The sequence below is a fragment of the Clostridioides sp. GD02404 genome, from assembly GCF_045898275.1.
GTDB lineage: Bacteria > Bacillota > Clostridia > Peptostreptococcales > Peptostreptococcaceae > Clostridioides > Clostridioides difficile_A.
Genome location: NZ_JBJOCA010000006.1, coordinates 147966 through 164856 on the forward strand (window position 1 = coordinate 147966; position 16891 = coordinate 164856).

14 protein-coding genes are annotated in these 16891 nt (G+C 29.1%); 11 read left to right on the forward strand and 3 right to left on the reverse strand.

From position 1 onward, the window contains the following. The first annotated feature begins 41 nt into the window (after positions 1 to 41). The 9 genes from Q3287_RS05905 (at position 42) to Q3287_RS05945 (ending at position 11628) form a co-directional block, all read left to right on the forward strand. Positions 42 to 1871 (forward strand): diguanylate cyclase, encoded by a 1830-nt coding sequence (locus Q3287_RS05905; RefSeq protein ID WP_407963669.1) that lies wholly within the window; start codon positions 42 to 44, stop codon positions 1869 to 1871. Between the two features lie 7 nt (positions 1872 to 1878). Further along, entirely contained in the window at positions 1879 to 3879 is a 2001-nt protein-coding gene (locus Q3287_RS05910) for a sigma 54-interacting transcriptional regulator (RefSeq protein WP_407963664.1), read from the forward strand. Between the two features lie 262 nt (positions 3880 to 4141). Beyond that, complete coding sequence (locus tag Q3287_RS05915; RefSeq protein ID WP_054270979.1) at positions 4142 to 5401, forward strand: pyridoxal phosphate-dependent aminotransferase; 1260 nt, start codon at positions 4142 to 4144, stop codon at positions 5399 to 5401. 60 nt (positions 5402 to 5461) lie between these two features. Continuing rightward, positions 5462 to 7249, forward strand: a complete 1788-nt coding sequence (iorA, locus tag Q3287_RS05920) for an indolepyruvate ferredoxin oxidoreductase subunit alpha (protein WP_054270978.1) — start codon at positions 5462 to 5464, stop codon at positions 7247 to 7249. 1 nt (position 7250) lies between these two features. After that, positions 7251 to 7826 (forward strand): indolepyruvate oxidoreductase subunit beta, encoded by a 576-nt coding sequence (locus Q3287_RS05925; RefSeq protein ID WP_054270977.1) that lies wholly within the window; start codon positions 7251 to 7253, stop codon positions 7824 to 7826. 52 nt (positions 7827 to 7878) lie between these two features. After that, positions 7879 to 8949 (forward strand): butyrate kinase, encoded by a 1071-nt coding sequence (gene buk, locus Q3287_RS05930; protein ID WP_407963665.1) that lies wholly within the window; start codon positions 7879 to 7881, stop codon positions 8947 to 8949. Positions 8950 to 9166: 217 nt separating this feature from the next. Further along, on the forward strand, positions 9167 to 9868 hold the full coding sequence (locus Q3287_RS05935; RefSeq protein WP_054277140.1) for a YitT family protein: 702 nt from the start codon (positions 9167 to 9169) through the stop codon (positions 9866 to 9868). Positions 9869 to 10034: 166 nt separating this feature from the next. Beyond that, positions 10035 to 10433, forward strand: coding sequence for an NUDIX domain-containing protein (locus tag Q3287_RS05940; RefSeq protein WP_407963670.1), 399 nt, complete (start codon positions 10035 to 10037; stop codon positions 10431 to 10433). A 172-nt stretch (positions 10434 to 10605) separates the two neighbouring features. Continuing rightward, on the forward strand, positions 10606 to 11628 hold the full coding sequence (locus Q3287_RS05945) for an AI-2E family transporter (RefSeq protein WP_074178397.1): 1023 nt from the start codon (positions 10606 to 10608) through the stop codon (positions 11626 to 11628). Positions 11629 to 11775: 147 nt separating this feature from the next. Here Q3287_RS05945 and Q3287_RS05950 read toward each other — a convergent pair whose 3' ends face one another. The 3 genes from Q3287_RS05950 to Q3287_RS05960 form a co-directional block, all read right to left on the reverse strand. Next, complete coding sequence (locus Q3287_RS05950) at positions 11776 to 12084, reverse strand: DUF1540 domain-containing protein (protein ID WP_021385244.1); 309 nt, start codon at positions 12082 to 12084, stop codon at positions 11776 to 11778. Positions 12085 to 12144: 60 nt separating this feature from the next. Continuing rightward, positions 12145 to 12573: a hypothetical protein gene (locus Q3287_RS05955; protein ID WP_054270973.1), complete on the reverse strand. Its 429-nt coding sequence runs from the start codon at positions 12571 to 12573 to the stop codon at positions 12145 to 12147. 220 nt (positions 12574 to 12793) lie between these two features. Next, entirely contained in the window at positions 12794 to 14251 is a 1458-nt protein-coding gene (locus Q3287_RS05960) for a carbon starvation protein A (protein WP_407963666.1), read from the reverse strand. A gap of 382 nt (positions 14252 to 14633) precedes the next feature. Here Q3287_RS05960 and nadA point away from each other — a divergent pair, with 382 nt between their 5' ends. After that, positions 14634 to 15548 carry a quinolinate synthase NadA gene (gene nadA / locus Q3287_RS05965; protein WP_054270971.1) on the forward strand — a complete coding sequence of 305 codons (915 nt, stop codon included), beginning with the start codon at positions 14634 to 14636 and terminating at the stop codon, positions 15546 to 15548. Positions 15549 to 15560: 12 nt separating this feature from the next. After that, entirely contained in the window at positions 15561 to 16859 is a 1299-nt protein-coding gene (locus tag Q3287_RS05970; RefSeq protein ID WP_407963667.1) for an L-aspartate oxidase, read from the forward strand. Positions 16860 to 16891 lie beyond the last annotated feature (32 nt).

The following is a 16891-nucleotide window of genomic DNA, read 5'->3' on the forward strand; positions in this document are numbered from 1 at the left end:
TAGAAGATTTAAAGAGAAATATAAAAAAGATAGAATATGATATGTTGACTAAATTCTATCTGAATTTGACAGATTTAAACTACATCTTGGATTATCACAAAGAACTTTTAAATACAAAAATAGAAGTTAAGAATAGAGTTTATGTTTTATATTTAATTAGTCTCATAAACTATATAAAAAAAGATAGAGAAGCATCATACAAATATCTGCTGGATTCATTAAAAGACATTAAAAAATTGCCATCAAAAGAGAATGCAGAGATAATATCTAAGATTTATATTTATCTTACACTATCAGCTATTTCTATAAGAAAATATGATAAGGCAAATAACTTTTATTTTTTAGCAAAAAAAAGCATAAAACAAAACCACTTAAACGAGCTATTAGTCTTGTTTAATATGAGTTTATGTGTAGAAATAAGTGCATTATATAAGACTAAAACGGATGTAATATCTTTAGTAGAGGAAGTATCTTTTTTAAAAAATTTAAAAAATAAAGTCCTTGTAAGTAGAGCAAATTATATATTTGGAAGAGTTTATCTTTATTTATTTAATAACTTTATAAAGAGTATGGAGTATCTAATTGAATGCCTAAGGTTGGCTCAAGAAAATAACTTGTATTCTATAGAAGCTTTTTGTAAATGTATAATAAGCTTGTGTTATTTAGAAAGTGGAAATAATATAGAAGCCATAAAATACATAAAAAATGTACTAGATGTTGCACACAATAATAATTCAATATCACTAACTGAAAGAGTAGCCATAAAAATAGACCTTATATGGGCCTATTTAAAGGAAGATATGAATAAAGAAGCAGAAGATGTTCTAGTAAAAGCTATAAAGTTGATGAAAGCTGTTGAAGGTGTGTATAAGGATTATTTATACTCATTTATATTTTTATATTCAGCTGAAATTGAGTTAAAGAAAAGTGATTGTAATTTTGAAAAAGTAAACGCCTATTTGATTTTATCAAAAAATATATATAAAAGTTTTGGAGATGTTTTTATATATAATTCCAAACTAGATTATATATATAAATTGTATGGAGATTTATATATAAAATTTGGTAATATAGATGAAGGTATAAGCTGTTATCTAAAAGGCTTAAGCTTGGTTAAAAAAAGCTCATTAAATCCTAAGAAAATGTCTATATTTTATGGTCTAATAGCAAATGGATATGAACTAAAAAAAGATTTTAAACTAGCGATAGAATACTATAAAAGTATGGATTGGTATTCTGACAAATGGGAAAAAAATAATTCCTATAAAACATCTCAAGGAATTCATAAACAATATGAACTTAGGCAAAAACAAGAAAGTTTAAGAGCACTTGTAGATAATAATAAAAAATTAGAAAATGATATATTAAAAGATGGACTTACTCAACTATATAATAGAAGATATTTAGAGGAACAATTAGATTTATTTAATGGAACTAGAGAAAAAAATATGGTCGCGATATTGGTAGATATAGATTATTTTAAGAGTTATAATGATAACTATGGTCATTTAGCAGGAGATAAAGTTATAACAAAGGTAACTGATATTATAAGAAATGTATTTATAGACATTACTGAACACATAATTAGATACGGAGGCGAAGAAATTTTAATATTAGTAGATTCTATAAAATCAGTAGATATTGAAGAAATTGATAATATAGAATTATATATTAAAAGAGTTTTTAAACTTCTAGAATTTGAAGGTATTGAACATATGTATTCTAAAGTAAAAAACTATATAACTATAAGTGCTGGAGTAAGTATAAAAAGGTGTCGTAGCAGAAAAGATGCTGAAGTATTAATTGAAGATGCAGATAAGAACCTATATAAATCAAAAAAAGCAGGTAGAAATCAATACATTATAATTTAAAATTGAGGTGATTTTGTTGCAAAAAAAAATAGGAATTATAGCCTCTGATATTGAATTAAAAGAAAGAATAGAAGAATTATATAAAGAAGATGTAGAAAATGGAACCATAATAATTGACATACTCAATTTAGACTTAATGGAAAATCAAGGACGTATACTTGTTGAAAAAGGTGCTCAAGCTATAATTGGTAGAGGTGGAGGTTATAGTTTAGTAATAGATACAGTAAGTGTACCTGTTATACCTATGAATATGAAATCGACTGACCTCTTAAGAGCAATAGAAATAGCAAAGAGATATTCTAAAAAAGTGGTATTGATTCTTGGAGATAATGAAGTTTCTTTTGATTATGTTGGCTGGAGAAATGTAATAAGTACTGAGATAACTGAGGAATGGTTTGAATCTAAATATGAGATAAGAAGTAAAGTTGTAAAGTATATAGACCAAAAAGACGAAGTTGTAATAGTAGGTGGAGGTCTAGCTTGTTCTTTTGCAAGACAATATGGCATTGATAGTGTATTTGCAACTGCTAGTGATGAATCTATAAGAGAAGCTGTTGAGTATTGTAAGAAATTATTAGATACATTAGGTGAAGAAAAATTTAATAATGAAGTTTTAAGAAATATACTTGATGGTATAAAAGATGGAGTAATCGCGATAGATAGTAATGGTAGTATAATTTTGTACAATGAAAGTGCAAAAAACATGCTTAAAGTAGAAAGAAGATGTGCACTCAATAAATATATATTAGATGTATTCCCAAAAATGGAGTGGATGTTAGACTGTTTACATGAAAAAAATGATGTAGAAGATAGAAAGATAAGAAATATAAATAATTTAATTGTTAATACTAGAACTACATTAATAAAAGTAGATAATAGCACTTATGGAGTTTTGGGAATAATACAAGATATAACTAAACTACAAAACTTAGAAAGAAAAATAAGATTTGATTTAAATCAAAAAGGTCTTTATGCTAGATATACTTTTGATGATTTTTTATTTAAAGATAAATTAACTAAAGAATTTATTGAAGAAGCTAAAAAAATTGGAAAAAGTGATTATACAACTCTACTATATGGAGAAAGTGGGTCTGGTAAAGAAATTATAGCTCATAGTATACATAATATAAGTAGAAGGAAAGACAGACCTTTCGTTGCAATAAACTGTGCTACTATAGCAGAGAATTTGCTTGAAAGTGAACTTTTTGGATATGAAGAAGGTGCATTTACTGGTGCCAGAAAAGGTGGAAAAAGAGGTCTATTTGAGCTTGCACATGGAGGAACACTTTTTTTAGATGAAATAAATAGTTTATCTTTTAATATTCAGACAAAACTATTAAGAGTAATAGAAGAACGCCAAATAATGAGAATTGGTTCTGACTATATAATACCTTTAGATATAAGAATCATAGCAGCAACAAATGAATCATTAACTGAAAAAATAGTTATGGGAACATTTAGAGCTGACTTGTTTTATAGATTAAGTAGTTTGGAGATAAATATTCCTCCTCTAAGAGATAGAAGAGAGGATATAATACCACTATTTAATAACTTTGTAAATGAAGTATTAAAGGACGATGGTCTTAATGGAATAAATAGCATAGATGAAAATTTTGTTTTAACTAAAGATGAAATTGATAAACTGTATAATTACAGTTGGCCTGGAAATGTTAGAGAATTAAAAACAATAGCCCAGAAATATGTTGTAACAGGAAAAATTAAATTGAGAAAAGAACGAGATTTTAAAACTCAAAAGGTAGCACCTAGTTCTGAAATAGACAAATTTAATTCTGAAACGACAGCCAGTGTAGAAGTTCAAGATGAAGTTGTAGATATAAGTAAGATAAACGATGGTAAGGTGTGTATAGACATAAAAGAGGTAAATAAGTATGTTGAAGAAAAAATAATAAACATGCTTTTTGCTCAAGGACTCTCTAAAAATGAAGTGGCACAAGTTCTTGGAATAAGTCGTACGTCTTTATGGAAAAAGTATAACAAAAATATATAAATACAAATACATATAAAATATTTTGAAAGTAATGTTAATTTTTTGAAACAAGTGTTAAAAAAAATTAACATTACTTTTTTGTAATTTTTTGTTTTTTTAGACAAGTATATATATTTCTAAGAAAAATAACTAAAATACTTAATTTAATAATGAAAAAAATCAGAATTCTAAACAAAAGTAGTTTTACATAAAGTAAAATTTGTTGGCATGCTAATTGCTTAATATATAATGTGAGAGTAAATACAATTTTAGGGGTGATGGTATGAGTCAAAGTATGGTTGGTAAGCATGCGATGTGGCCAAAAGAAAATGATGTTATATTTAGCATATCTGGTAGAGCTCAAGCAGCAGAGAAGGCTTTAGGCATGGATAATGTAATAAATGCAACAATAGGCGCTCTAATGGATGATTCAGGAAAATTAATAACAATGAAAACTGTATATGAAGAATATAAGGCATTAGATAACTGTGAAATAGGTGCATATGCGGCTCTTGAAGGTCAGCCAGATTACTTAGAAGCAGTTAAAAAAGTATTTTTCAGAGATTACTTACCAGAAGGACATATAAGAGTATTAGCTTCACCAGGAGGAAGTGGTGCAATAAAATTGGCTGTATGGAATTATACTAATGAAGGTGATGAGGTTTTAACATCTGATTGGTTTTGGAGTCCATATGTAAGTATAGCTGAAGAAGCCAATAGAAAAGTAGTAAACTACCAATTGTTTGATGAAAATAGAAGATTTAATTTTGAGTCATTCAAAGAAAATTTTGTAAATATAGCACAAAAACAAGATAGAGTTTTTACAATTATAAATACACCAGCTCACAATCCAACTGGATATAGTGTTGCAGATGATGAATGGGATAAAATATTAGATTTATCAAAAGAAATTGCAGAAGATAAAGATAAAAAGATAATATTTTTCGTAGATTCAGCATATATTGACTTTGCAGGTGATGATGATGTATGTAGAAAGTTTTTTAAGAAATTTTCAAATCTACCTGAAAACGTTCTCGTATTAGTTGGATTCAGTATGTCAAAAGGATTTACAGCTTATGGTATGAGAATGGGAGCTATAATTTGTATATCTTCAAGTGAAGAGGTAGCTGAAGAGTTCCATTATTCATGTGTTCATTCATGTAGAGCAAACTGGTCAAATTGTAATAGAAGCGCTATGGCAGTATTATCTAACATTGTAAATGACCCTAAAAAATTTAAAGAATATGAAGATGAAAAAGACATATACAAAAAAATGCTAACTAGAAGAGCAGATGTATTTGTAAAAGAAGCTGAAAGAGTAGGCTTAGAAATTCTTCCATATATAGCAGGATTCTTTGTAAGTATACCATGTGATAATCCAAAAGAAGTATGTGAAGAATTGACTAAACATAATCTATTTGCAGTTCCATTAAAAATGGGATTAAGATTTGCAGTTTGTGCAGTTTCAGAAGAAAAATGTAAGAAAGCACCAAGTATTATAAAAGAAGCACTTGAAAGTTTAGAAGTAAAAATAAATAATTAATTTCATTGAACAAATTGGGTGGACTATGAATTTAATAATTGTAGATGGAGGGAATTTTATATGAAACAATTGATGACAGGTAATGAAGCAATTGCACGTGGAGCCTATGAGGCTGGTGTTAAATATGCATCCGCATATCCAGGTACTCCAAGTACAGAAATATTAGAAAATATAGCAACATATAAAGATGCAATAGTTGCAGAATGGGCTCCAAACGAAAAGGTAGCACTTGAGGCTGCTATAGGGGGTTCAATTGCAGGAGCAAGAACTATGGCTTCTATGAAACATGTTGGTGTGAATGTTGCAGCTGACCCAATATTTACTTATGCATATACAGGCGTAAATGGTGGTATGGTACTTATTACAGCAGATGAACCGGGAATGCATTCATCTCAAAATGAGCAAGACAATAGGATGTATGCAAAATTTGCAAAGATACCTTTATTTGAACCATCAACTAGCCAAGAAGCTAAAGATATGATAAAAGAAGCGTTTGAAGTTAGTGAAAAATACGATACACCAGTTTTATATAGAGTTACAACAAGACTCTGTCATTCAAAAGGTTTAGTGGAATGTTATGATAGAGAAGAAGTTGAAATTAAAGAATACACTAAAAATGCTAAAAAAATGGTAACAGTTCCAGCAAACGCTCAAATAAGAAGGGGTGTTGTTGAGGAAAGAATGGAAATTCTTAAAAAATTCTCAAATGAAACTGACTTAAACTATTATGAAATAAATGATACAAAAATAGGTGTTATAGCTTCAGGTATGTGTTGCAATTTTGCTAAAGAAGTATTTGGAGAAAATGCATCATATATGAAGTTAGGATTTACAAATCCATTACCTTATGAAAAAATAAAAGAATTTGCAGATAAAGTTGACAAAATATATGTAATAGAAGAAAATGACCCATTTATAGAAGAACAAATAAAAGCATATGGAATAGACTGTATTGGAAAAGATGTAATGCCTCCATATGGTGAAATGACACCAGATGTTTTAAGAAAAGCTATATTTGGAAAAACAAATGATACTATAGAATACAAATCTGAATTAGTAACACCAAGACCACCAAGTTTCTGTGCAGGATGTCCACATAGAGGATTCTTCTATGAACTTGGAAAGAGAAAAAATTTAATAGTTGGTGGAGATATAGGATGTTATACTCTTGGATTTGCTCCTCCATATAATGGAATAGATTATGTTGTTTGTATGGGTTCTGCTTTTGGAACTGCACATGGAGCTCAAAAAGTTCTTAATATGAAAGAAGGAAATGAAAAAAGATTAGTAGGTGTACTTGGAGACTCAACTTTCTTCCATACAGGAATAAATGGTCTTTTAGACGTAGTTTACAATAGAGGAAATTCTATATCAGTTATATTAGACAATAGAATAACTGGAATGACAGGTCACCAAGAAAACCCAGGTTCAGGATATACTTTACAAGGTGCTAAAACTAAAGATGTTGATATAGAAGGATTAGTTAAAGCTTGTGGAATAGAACATGTAAGAGTTATAGACCCTAACAATCTAAAAGAAGTAAACGAAGCATTAGATTGGGCCTTAGCTATAGAAGATGAACCATCAGTAATAATTACAAGATGGCCATGTGTACTTAAAAAATTCTCTAAAGAAGATATAGAAGAATTTAATAACCCATTTAAGACTAAGTGTAAAGTTGACCATGATAAGTGTATTGGATGTAAATTATGTTTGAAAACTGGATGTCCAGCCCTATCATTTGATAAAGAAAATAAATTATCAAATATAGATAGAAATCAGTGTGTAGGATGTGGAGTATGTTCACAAGTTTGTCCAAAACAAGCAATAGTTAAGGAGGAAAAATAATATGACTAAGAGTATACTTTTGGTAGGTGTAGGAGGTCAAGGAACTATACTTGCTAGTAAATTATTAACTATGGGATTGATGGAAGCTGGATACGATGTAAAAATGAGTGAAATACATGGAATGAGTCAAAGAGGAGGTTCTGTTTCCTCACAAGTTAGATATGGAGATTGTGTGCATTCTCCAGTTATAGAAATTGGTGGAGCAGACATATTAGTATCTTTTGAAAAAATGGAAGCTTTAAGATGGTTTAATTATTTAAAACCAGAAGGAAAAGCTTTAGTAAACAATTATAGAATAGATTCTATGACTGTCTTAATCGGAGGAGCTGAATATCTAGAAGGTGATATAGATGAAGAACTAAATAGATTAAATGCAAAAGTTATAAACGCTGCTGATAAAGCTGAAGAACTAGGAAATTCAAAAATAATGAATGTTATTTTATTAGGTTGTCTAGTTAAATCTATGGAATTAGAGTCTATCGATTGGGAAAAAATTATAAGTGAAAATGTTAAACCAAAATTTGTTGAATTAAATATAAAAGCTTTCCATGAAGGTATGGAAATGGTTAACAAATAGTTTATAATATATATAAATAAACTATAGAAATTAAGGTGAAAGGAAGAAAATTATGACTTACAGAATATTAGCCATAAATCCAGGTTCTACTTCTACAAAAATAGCAGTATATGATGGAGAAGAACAAATTCTTGTGAAGACAATAGACCATCCAGCTCAAGAGATTGCAAAATATAATACAATACAAGACCAATTTGAAATGCGTAAAGAAGCTGTTTTGAATATTCTTGAAGAAAATAATATAGATTTGAAATCTCTTAGTGCAATAGTAGGAAGAGGTGGGGTTTTACCACCAGTAAAATCAGGAGCATATTTAGTAAATGAAGAAATGATTGATGTACTTAGACATAGACCAGTGCTTGAACATGCTTCAAATTTAGGAGCTATTGTGGCACACGCAATATCAGAGCCACTTGGAATAAACTCATATATTTATGATTCTGTTGCAGTAGATGAGCTTATAGATGTAGCCAGAGTATCTGGACTTTGTGGAATGGATAGAGCAAGTACAGGGCATGCATTAAATACTAGAGCTATGGCTTTAAAATATGCTAAAGATAATGGGAAAGATTATAAGAGTTTAAATCTAATAGTAGCTCATATTGGTGGAGGAGTAAGTATTTATCTTCATGAAAATGGAAGAATGGTTGATATGTTATCTGATGATGAAGGGCCATTTTCTCCAGAAAGGTCAGGAAGAGTACCTGCTACAAAATTAGTGGCAGCTTGTTATTCAGGAAAGTACTCAGAAAGAGAAATGACTAAAAAGATAAGAGGTAAAGGTGGTATCGTTTCATATCTAAACACTGTAGATGCTAGAGAAGTTGAGAAGATGATAGGAGAAGGAAATAAAGAAGCAAAAATTATTTATGAAGCAATGGCTTATCAATTGGCAAAAGGTATTGGAGAATTAGCAACTGTAGTGGATGGAAAAGTAGATGCTATAATTATAACAGGTGGAATTGCATATTCTGAAATGTTTACTTCAATGGTTAAAAAGAAAGTGGAATTTATTGCACCAGTAGAAATTATGGCAGGAGAAAATGAGTTAGAATCACTTGCTTTTGGAACTTTAAGAGTACTAAATGGAGAAGAAGAAGCTAGAATTTATAGTGAAAATTAATAAGAACAACTAAAAATGTTTATATATTAAAAAGTGGTATATCCATTTTTATACACGAAAGCTTAGAATATAAGTGAAAGTGTATAAAATATGAATTGCCACTTTTTTTATAATTGAAATTTTATATTAAATTAATGAAGAGTTATGTAAAATTTTGTATTTATATATATATTTTATTGGTATTTATTGTTATTATTATTATGAGGAGTGATTTTTGATGGGAAAAATAAATTTAAAAAGTATGATAAGATTGTTTTCAGGTTTCTTTATATTTGCAATTTCTTCTGTATTGATGATTAATGCGCATGTTGGGCTTATGCCTTGGGATGTGCTTCATCAAGGTTTATCTATAAAATTAGGTATAACTATAGGTCAGGCATCTATAATGGTAGGGGTTATAATCGTTATATTGGATGCAGTTTTTGGTGAAAACATAGGATGGGGAACACTACTTAACATGACATTCATAGGAATATTTATTGATTTAGTAATATTCTCTGAAGTAATACCTCATGCAAGTAACACTTATGTAGGTGTATTTATGGTTGTTATAGGAATTATTTTAGCAGCTATAGCAAGTTTTCTATATTTAGGTGTTTGTCTAGGAAGTGGACCAAGAGATGGTCTTATGATTGCTCTTCAAAAGAGAACTAATAAATCAGTACGCCTTGTTAGGACAGTTCTTGAAATACTAGCTCTAGTTGTTGGTTGGTTATTAGGAGGTTCTGTAGGTATTGGTACACTTGTAAGTGCATTAGGACTAGGATATGTATTACAAATAGTGTTTAGGATGTTTAATTTTGACACGAAGTCGCTTAAACATAGATTTATTATAGATGATATAAAAGAATGGAAAGAAAAGAAAAGAGATGAACATAAGTGTAAATCAAGTATTGCAATAAAAAATGAGCAAAATTAAGTATACCAAAATATATTTGTATTTTGTTTAATTTATGTAAAGGTAAGGAGATTTGGAAATGGAATTATGGGATTTATATAATACTGATGGAATTAAAACAGGAAAAGTTATAGAAAGAGGTAATTCTATTGAAGAAGGTTATTACCATTTAGCAGTTGAGGTATAGATTGTAAATAGTGACTCTCAGATTTTAATTCAGAAAAGGTCTAAAAGTAAAAAGACATTACCAAATATGTGGGGAATGACAACTGGATGTATTGTTTCTGGAGAAGATAGTTTGGAAGGTGCAATTCGTGAAGCAAAGGAAGAAATAGGGATAGATATATCTAAAGATGAAATGAAAGTTTTTAGAAGTATGATTCATGGTGATACTCTTTGGGATGTATACTTTGTTAAGAAGGAGTATGATATATCAAAAGCTATTTTGCAAGAAGAAGAAGTAAGTGATATAAAGTGGGTAAGTACAGACAGAATAAGACAATTGATAAAGGATGGTTTATTTTTTGAATATCCAGAAATATATGAATTACTATATGATATAGATAATAATAATTTAAACTTATAATATGGAGCAGATTTTAGTATAAACGTAATTGTATAGAAATATCTTCTCTAAATTTTAATATTGTTTTATGAAGAATTAATAAGTTGTTTTGAAAGCTTTTTGATTATTTTTAGAATTAGAATAAAAAAGAGTGACACTGTAAAGTCATAAAAATTTGGGGAGGGTTTAAACTGTGAAAGATAACAAAGAATTGACACATGATGGCTCAAAATATAAAATTGTTTCTATATCTGTTGTAGTAATTATTTTAATTACGTTCTGGTACATGTTAAATATGGTGCTTTTAACATTTATAATGACTTTTATTTTCTATAACTTACTTGTAGCCATAAGAAAACGAATTAATAAAATTTCCTCTAGAATTATTCCAGATTCGTTGATAATTGTGGTGTTATACTTACTATTTGCTATATTACTGGTATTGATTAGTTATGCAGTTGTACCAATAATTATAGTCCAACTTACGGAATTGAGCAGGATTTTTAGTGATTTTGATGTAAATCAATTTGCTCAATCTCTAGGTCCAAAACTTTATCCTGTTGTTTCAAAGTTAGATTTTAATAAATATATTTCACAGGCAGGGCTACTTATAGCATCAACAGCAACAAAGGTTGGAAGCTTTGGAGTAAATATATTGTTAGGCTTCTTACTGAGTTTGCTTCTTTTACTTGAAAAAAATGATATCAAGAAATTTGGAAATAAACTTGCAGATAGTAAGATTTCTTTTATTTATAATTCCCTTGTATTTTTCGGAAAGAGTTTTGTGAAAAATTTTGGTGAAGTAATGAAAGTACAAGTAATGATTGCATTTATAAACTCTGTTGTTTCCATGATTTTTTTAGGTTTTATGGGATTCCCTCAAATATGGGCTTTAGGATTTATGATTTTCGTGTTAGGTCTTATTCCAGTGGCAGGAGTTATAGTATCATTAATTCCACTAACTGTAATAGCCTTTAATATAGGTGGGATAACAAAAGTACTTGGAGTTTTGGCAATGATTTGTATAGTACATGCAGTAGAAACATACATATTGAATCCTAAGCTGATGTCAAATAGAACAAAACTTCCAGTTTGCTTTGTGTTTATTATTTTACTTGTAGGAGAGCATTATTTGGGTGTATGGGGATTATTAATTGGAGTTCCAATATTCATGTTCCTTATGGATATTTTAGGTGTTAAATTTACTTCTAGATAATGTATTACAATAATAATTTATTTTATGAATGCGACTCATAATTTGATTTAAAAAAGAACCTATAAATGGACATCATTAATAAAAGAAGTCTGTTTTATAGGTTCCATTTTGATTTTTATAAATACTATAGAATTAATAACAAGAAATTTATTTCATTTCAAAAGTTTCACAACTTGCATTTCCTGAATTTATATGAACTTTTTCAGCTTTACAAAGTTCATTTTTATTGTATTTACATTTTACAGCTTCACAATGGATATTGTCTGTATCAACTTGATTAGTATCATTAGAACGACTAGTTATTCCAGAAGTATATTTGTCTTCAAAAGAAGCACAATAAGTGTTTCCTGTAGTAGTTGCTTGCATTCCATCTACTTTTATGCTCCCAGCATAACAGTATCCACTAGTATTATAAGCACAATTAGTAGCATCGCAATTTAAATTATTATTTTTCATAAAATAACCTCCTAAGTTTTATTTAAACTTATTATGTGAAGTTATTTAAATTTTATACACCTATTTACAATTACATTTATCACATTTAACAATTACATCTTTTGAAGTTTCTCTTCCTAAATTTCTATTGACATGATATACATCTGTATTTTCAGTTGAACCACATATAGAACATTTGAAATTGTTTTCTAGTAAAGTCCTTTCTCTAAATAACTTCCAGTACATAGAATTGATGTAATCATTGTAGTTCACCTTGAGGCATGTTTCAAGAAAGTTTATGTATAGATTATCTAAATCTCCTGTATCTAATTCTGTATATTCTGGTTCAAAATATTCACAACATCCTCTAAAGTCAGGCTTAGTATCTGAAATAACACATCTAATATCATATCTATAGTCTAGGCTGGGCCCCTTGAATGAAAGATGCGTACAAAAAGAACAAGATGTCTCTGGTAGATTTTTTTCAAGTTCATGTAATTTATTATTCATAAGTATTCCTCCAAAAAAATTTATTTTAAGTATATAAATGTGTAGATTGTTTTAAAACTTTTATTTATTTATATTAGAAATTCAGGATAAATATTCCAATAAAGAGTAAATACCTAGTTATTTATGTGTTAAATAAAAAAGAGACAATCTCTAATTTGAGATAGCCTCTTTTTATGATTTTTATATTAAAAGTTTAATTTAAGTGTAACTCTGGTTAATTTTAGTCAGCTAGTTTCACATCTGCTTTGTTTTTTAACTTTCTACCATAGTATACAGTTAAAACAGCGTATAATACAGTAAATATAGCAGCTAAAATATAGGATATGTTTATACTTAGATTAAATCCAATTTGAGCATTGAATATATAGCTAAATATGATAAAAGAATAAAACATACCTGGAATCAAGCTTATAATATAATTTTTTTCTTTTATTATAAGATAGACTGTAATCATAGCAAATGCAAATATAGCGATGGTTTGATTACTCCATGAGAAATATCTCCATAATATATTAAATCCAGAAGTACTGAGTTTTGCAAATATGAGGATGGCTATGACAGGGATAAATATACAGATTGATAGTATAACACGATGTTTCTTTTCCTTTTGGTCATAATGAAAATAATCAGCAAGCATTAATCTTAGAGATCTTAAAGCTGTATCTCCAGAAGTTATAGGTAAAATGATAACACCTATTATAGCTATGACTCCACCAATGGAACCAAGTAAATCTCTTGCAACTAAGCCTATTACATCAGGAGAGCCTATCAATTCCTTAGGTATACCTTTATTGTAAATACCCATAGCAGCTGCAGCCCAAATCATTGCAATTAAACCTTCTAAAATCATCATATTATAAAAAGTAGTTTTTCCTTCTTTTTCATTTGAAACTGATCTTGCTATAAGAGTGGCTTGAGTTGAGTGAAACCCAGAAACTATACCACAAGCAACTGTAACGAAGAATGTAGGGATAAGAGGAATTCCATCAGGATGAATACCTTTCCAATTTGCAAGACTTAGATTAGCTAGATCATAACCTTGTGTAAATATTCCGATTCCAACACCAGCAGCAGATAAAAGTAGTATTGCCCCAAATATTGGATATATTTTTCCTATAATCTTATCAATTGGGAAGAGTGTTGCACATAAATAATATACAAAAATAATTCCATAAACTATCCATACAACTGGATTATTTATAGTTGACTTCATATTTAAGATTTGTGTAACAACCAAATCTCCAGGTGTGTAAATAAAAACTGCACCAACTAAAAGCATTAATAGACAAAGGAATATATTATAGACTTGAAATACTTTATTACCTAAAAATCTACTGATAAGAGAAGGCATCTGTGCTCCTTTTTCTCTTATACTAATCATTCCACTCATATAGTCATGTAAAGCTCCTCCAAATACACAACCAATAGGGATTAGTATAAATGCTATTGGGCCAAACAATATACCTTGGATAGGTCCTAGAATTGGTCCTGTACCAGCTATATTAAGCAATTCAATGAGACTATTCTTCCATTTTTTCATTGGAACATAGTCTACACCATCACTCTGAGCAAGAGCAGGTGTTTTTCTGTCATCTGGGCTAAATACTTTTTCACAATAAGCACCATATAAAGCACCTCCTATTAGTAATATAGCCAATCCAATTAAGAACGTTGTCATAATATCACCCCATTTATAAAATTTTTGGATTCTGTATACGTATTGAAATAACCTACAAATTCTATAAAATACTAAAAGTAATATAATTTCAGAAATTAATACATACACATAATCATGTACTTAGTATACATGTGTTTGGTAAAATTTTCAATATTATAGCAATAAAGAATATAAACAAAATTCTGATAATATTTTACAAAAAAATTAAAAAACATAAAAAATAGTTTAAATATATAAGTAAAAAAGATAAATCAATTGATAATGTAAATGTCTATATCTTAACAATATTAAGAGGTCTAAAATTCTTGAAGAAAGAATAGTCAAGTGATATAATGAGTTTACAGGTGTATATACACTAGTACATATAGAAAGCGGTGCAATTATGGATAAAGATTTAACATATCAAATCAAAGAGCTAAAGAAAGAAAAAAATGCAATAATACTTGCCCATTTTTATCAACCACCAGAAATACAAGAATTAGCAGACGCAGTTGGTGATTCATATTACTTAAGTGAAATTGCTAGAGATTGTAACGAAGATGTGGTTGTATTTTGTGGAGTAAGATTTATGGGAGAAAGTGCTAAGATATTATCACCTGAGAAAACTGTATTAATGCCAGTAAGTAACGCTGGATGCGCTATGGCAGATATGGTAGATGAAGAAGGCGTGATAAAACTAAAACAACAGTATCCAAATGCTTTGGTTGTATGTTATATAAACTCTACAGCTAAAGTCAAGGCACATTGTGATGTTTCCGTTACATCGTCCAGTGCAATTAAAATATTAGAAAACATAGATAATAAAGAAATTATATTTCTTCCAGATAAAAACTTAGGAGGATATATTGCAGAGAAATTTCCAGATAAAGACTTTATATTTTGGGATGGATATTGCAAATACCACAATAATATAAAGGCTGAAGAAATAATTGAATTAAAAGATAAGTATAAAGATGCAGAAGTGTTGGTACATCCAGAATGTAAAAAGGAAGTAAGGGATTTAGGAGATTATGTAGGCAGTACATCAGGAATAATAAAATATGCTACTAATAGTGAAAATAAAGATTTTATAATAGCAACTGAAGAAGGAATATTACATGAATTAAAGAAAAAGAATCCTAATAAAAACTTTTATATCCCTGGAGGAAGAATACTATGTACTGATATGAAAAAGACAACATTAGAAAATTTATACAGTACGCTTAAAAATATGGAAAATGAAGTCACTGTAGAAGATGAAATCATGGAAAAGGCTTTAAATTCACTGCTTAATATGCACAGATTAGCAGAAGGATAGAGGGATAGACTTATGAATTTAGAACAAGATGTTTTAATAGTTGGAAGTGGTATTTCAGGGTTATATTGTGCATTAAATTTAGATAAAAATTTAAATGTATTAGTAGTATCAAAATCTACAATTGAAAACAATAATACATATCTTGCACAAGGTGGAATTTCAACTGCTAGAAATATTGATGATATAGAGTCTTTTGTTGAAGATACAATGAAAGCTGGTCAGTATAAAAATAGAGTTGAAGCAGTCCAAGTTCTTGCAGATGAATCTATTGAAAATGTAGGACAAATAGTAGATTATGGTATGCCTTTAGATAGAGAAAATGGAGAAATAGATTACACTAGAGAAGGTGCTCATAGTGTAAATAGAATAGTTCATAGTAAAGATAATACTGGAGAGGTTGTTTTTAAGACTTTATTAAAAGAAGCTAAAACTAGAGAAAATATAACTCTTATAGAAGATGCGTATCTTTTAGATATATTAAAAGATGGTAATAAGTGTATAGGAGCTAGAATTTTTAAATCTCAAAGAGAAATTCATGTTTTTTCAAAAGTGGTAGTTTTGGCTACAGGCGGAATAGGTGGACTTTTCAAAAACTCTACCAACCAAAGACACCTTACAGGTGATGGAATTGCTATAGCTTTAAAAAATGATATAAAAATAGAGAACTTAGAGTATATTCAAATACATCCTACAGCTTTTTATGAAGAGAATAGTGAAGGTAGGAGAATGCTTATATCTGAATCACTAAGAGGAGAGGGAGCTAAACTTTTAAATAAAAATAAAGAAAGATTTGTCGATGAACTTCTTCCTAGGGATGTAGTTTCAAAAGCTATTTTTGAGCAAATGGAAAAAGATAATTCACCTTATGTATATCTAGATGCAACGCATTTAGATAGCGAATATTTAATTAACAGATTTTCTTTCATTTACAATGAATGTTTGACTAGAGGGACAGATATAACTAAGGAATATATAAAAGTATCACCTGCACAACATTATTTTATGGGTGGGATACATGTCGACTTGGACTCAAAAACATCTATGGAAAATTTATATGCAGTTGGAGAGATTAGTTGCACAGGTGTTCATGGAGCAAATAGACTGGCAAGTAATTCTTTACTTGAAGGGCTTGTATTTTCAAAGAGAGCTGCCAAAAGTATAAACTCAGTCATGGATGAGATAAAAGTTGAATTTATAGATATACCAGATATGGACATAGATATAGAAAAGATAAAAAAAGAGAATAAAATATTAGTCATAAAAGAAATTGAAAGAACAAGTGAGGATTTTGGCGATGAATTATTTGATTAAAAAATAGCTACGCACACTTGTGACTTTAGTCA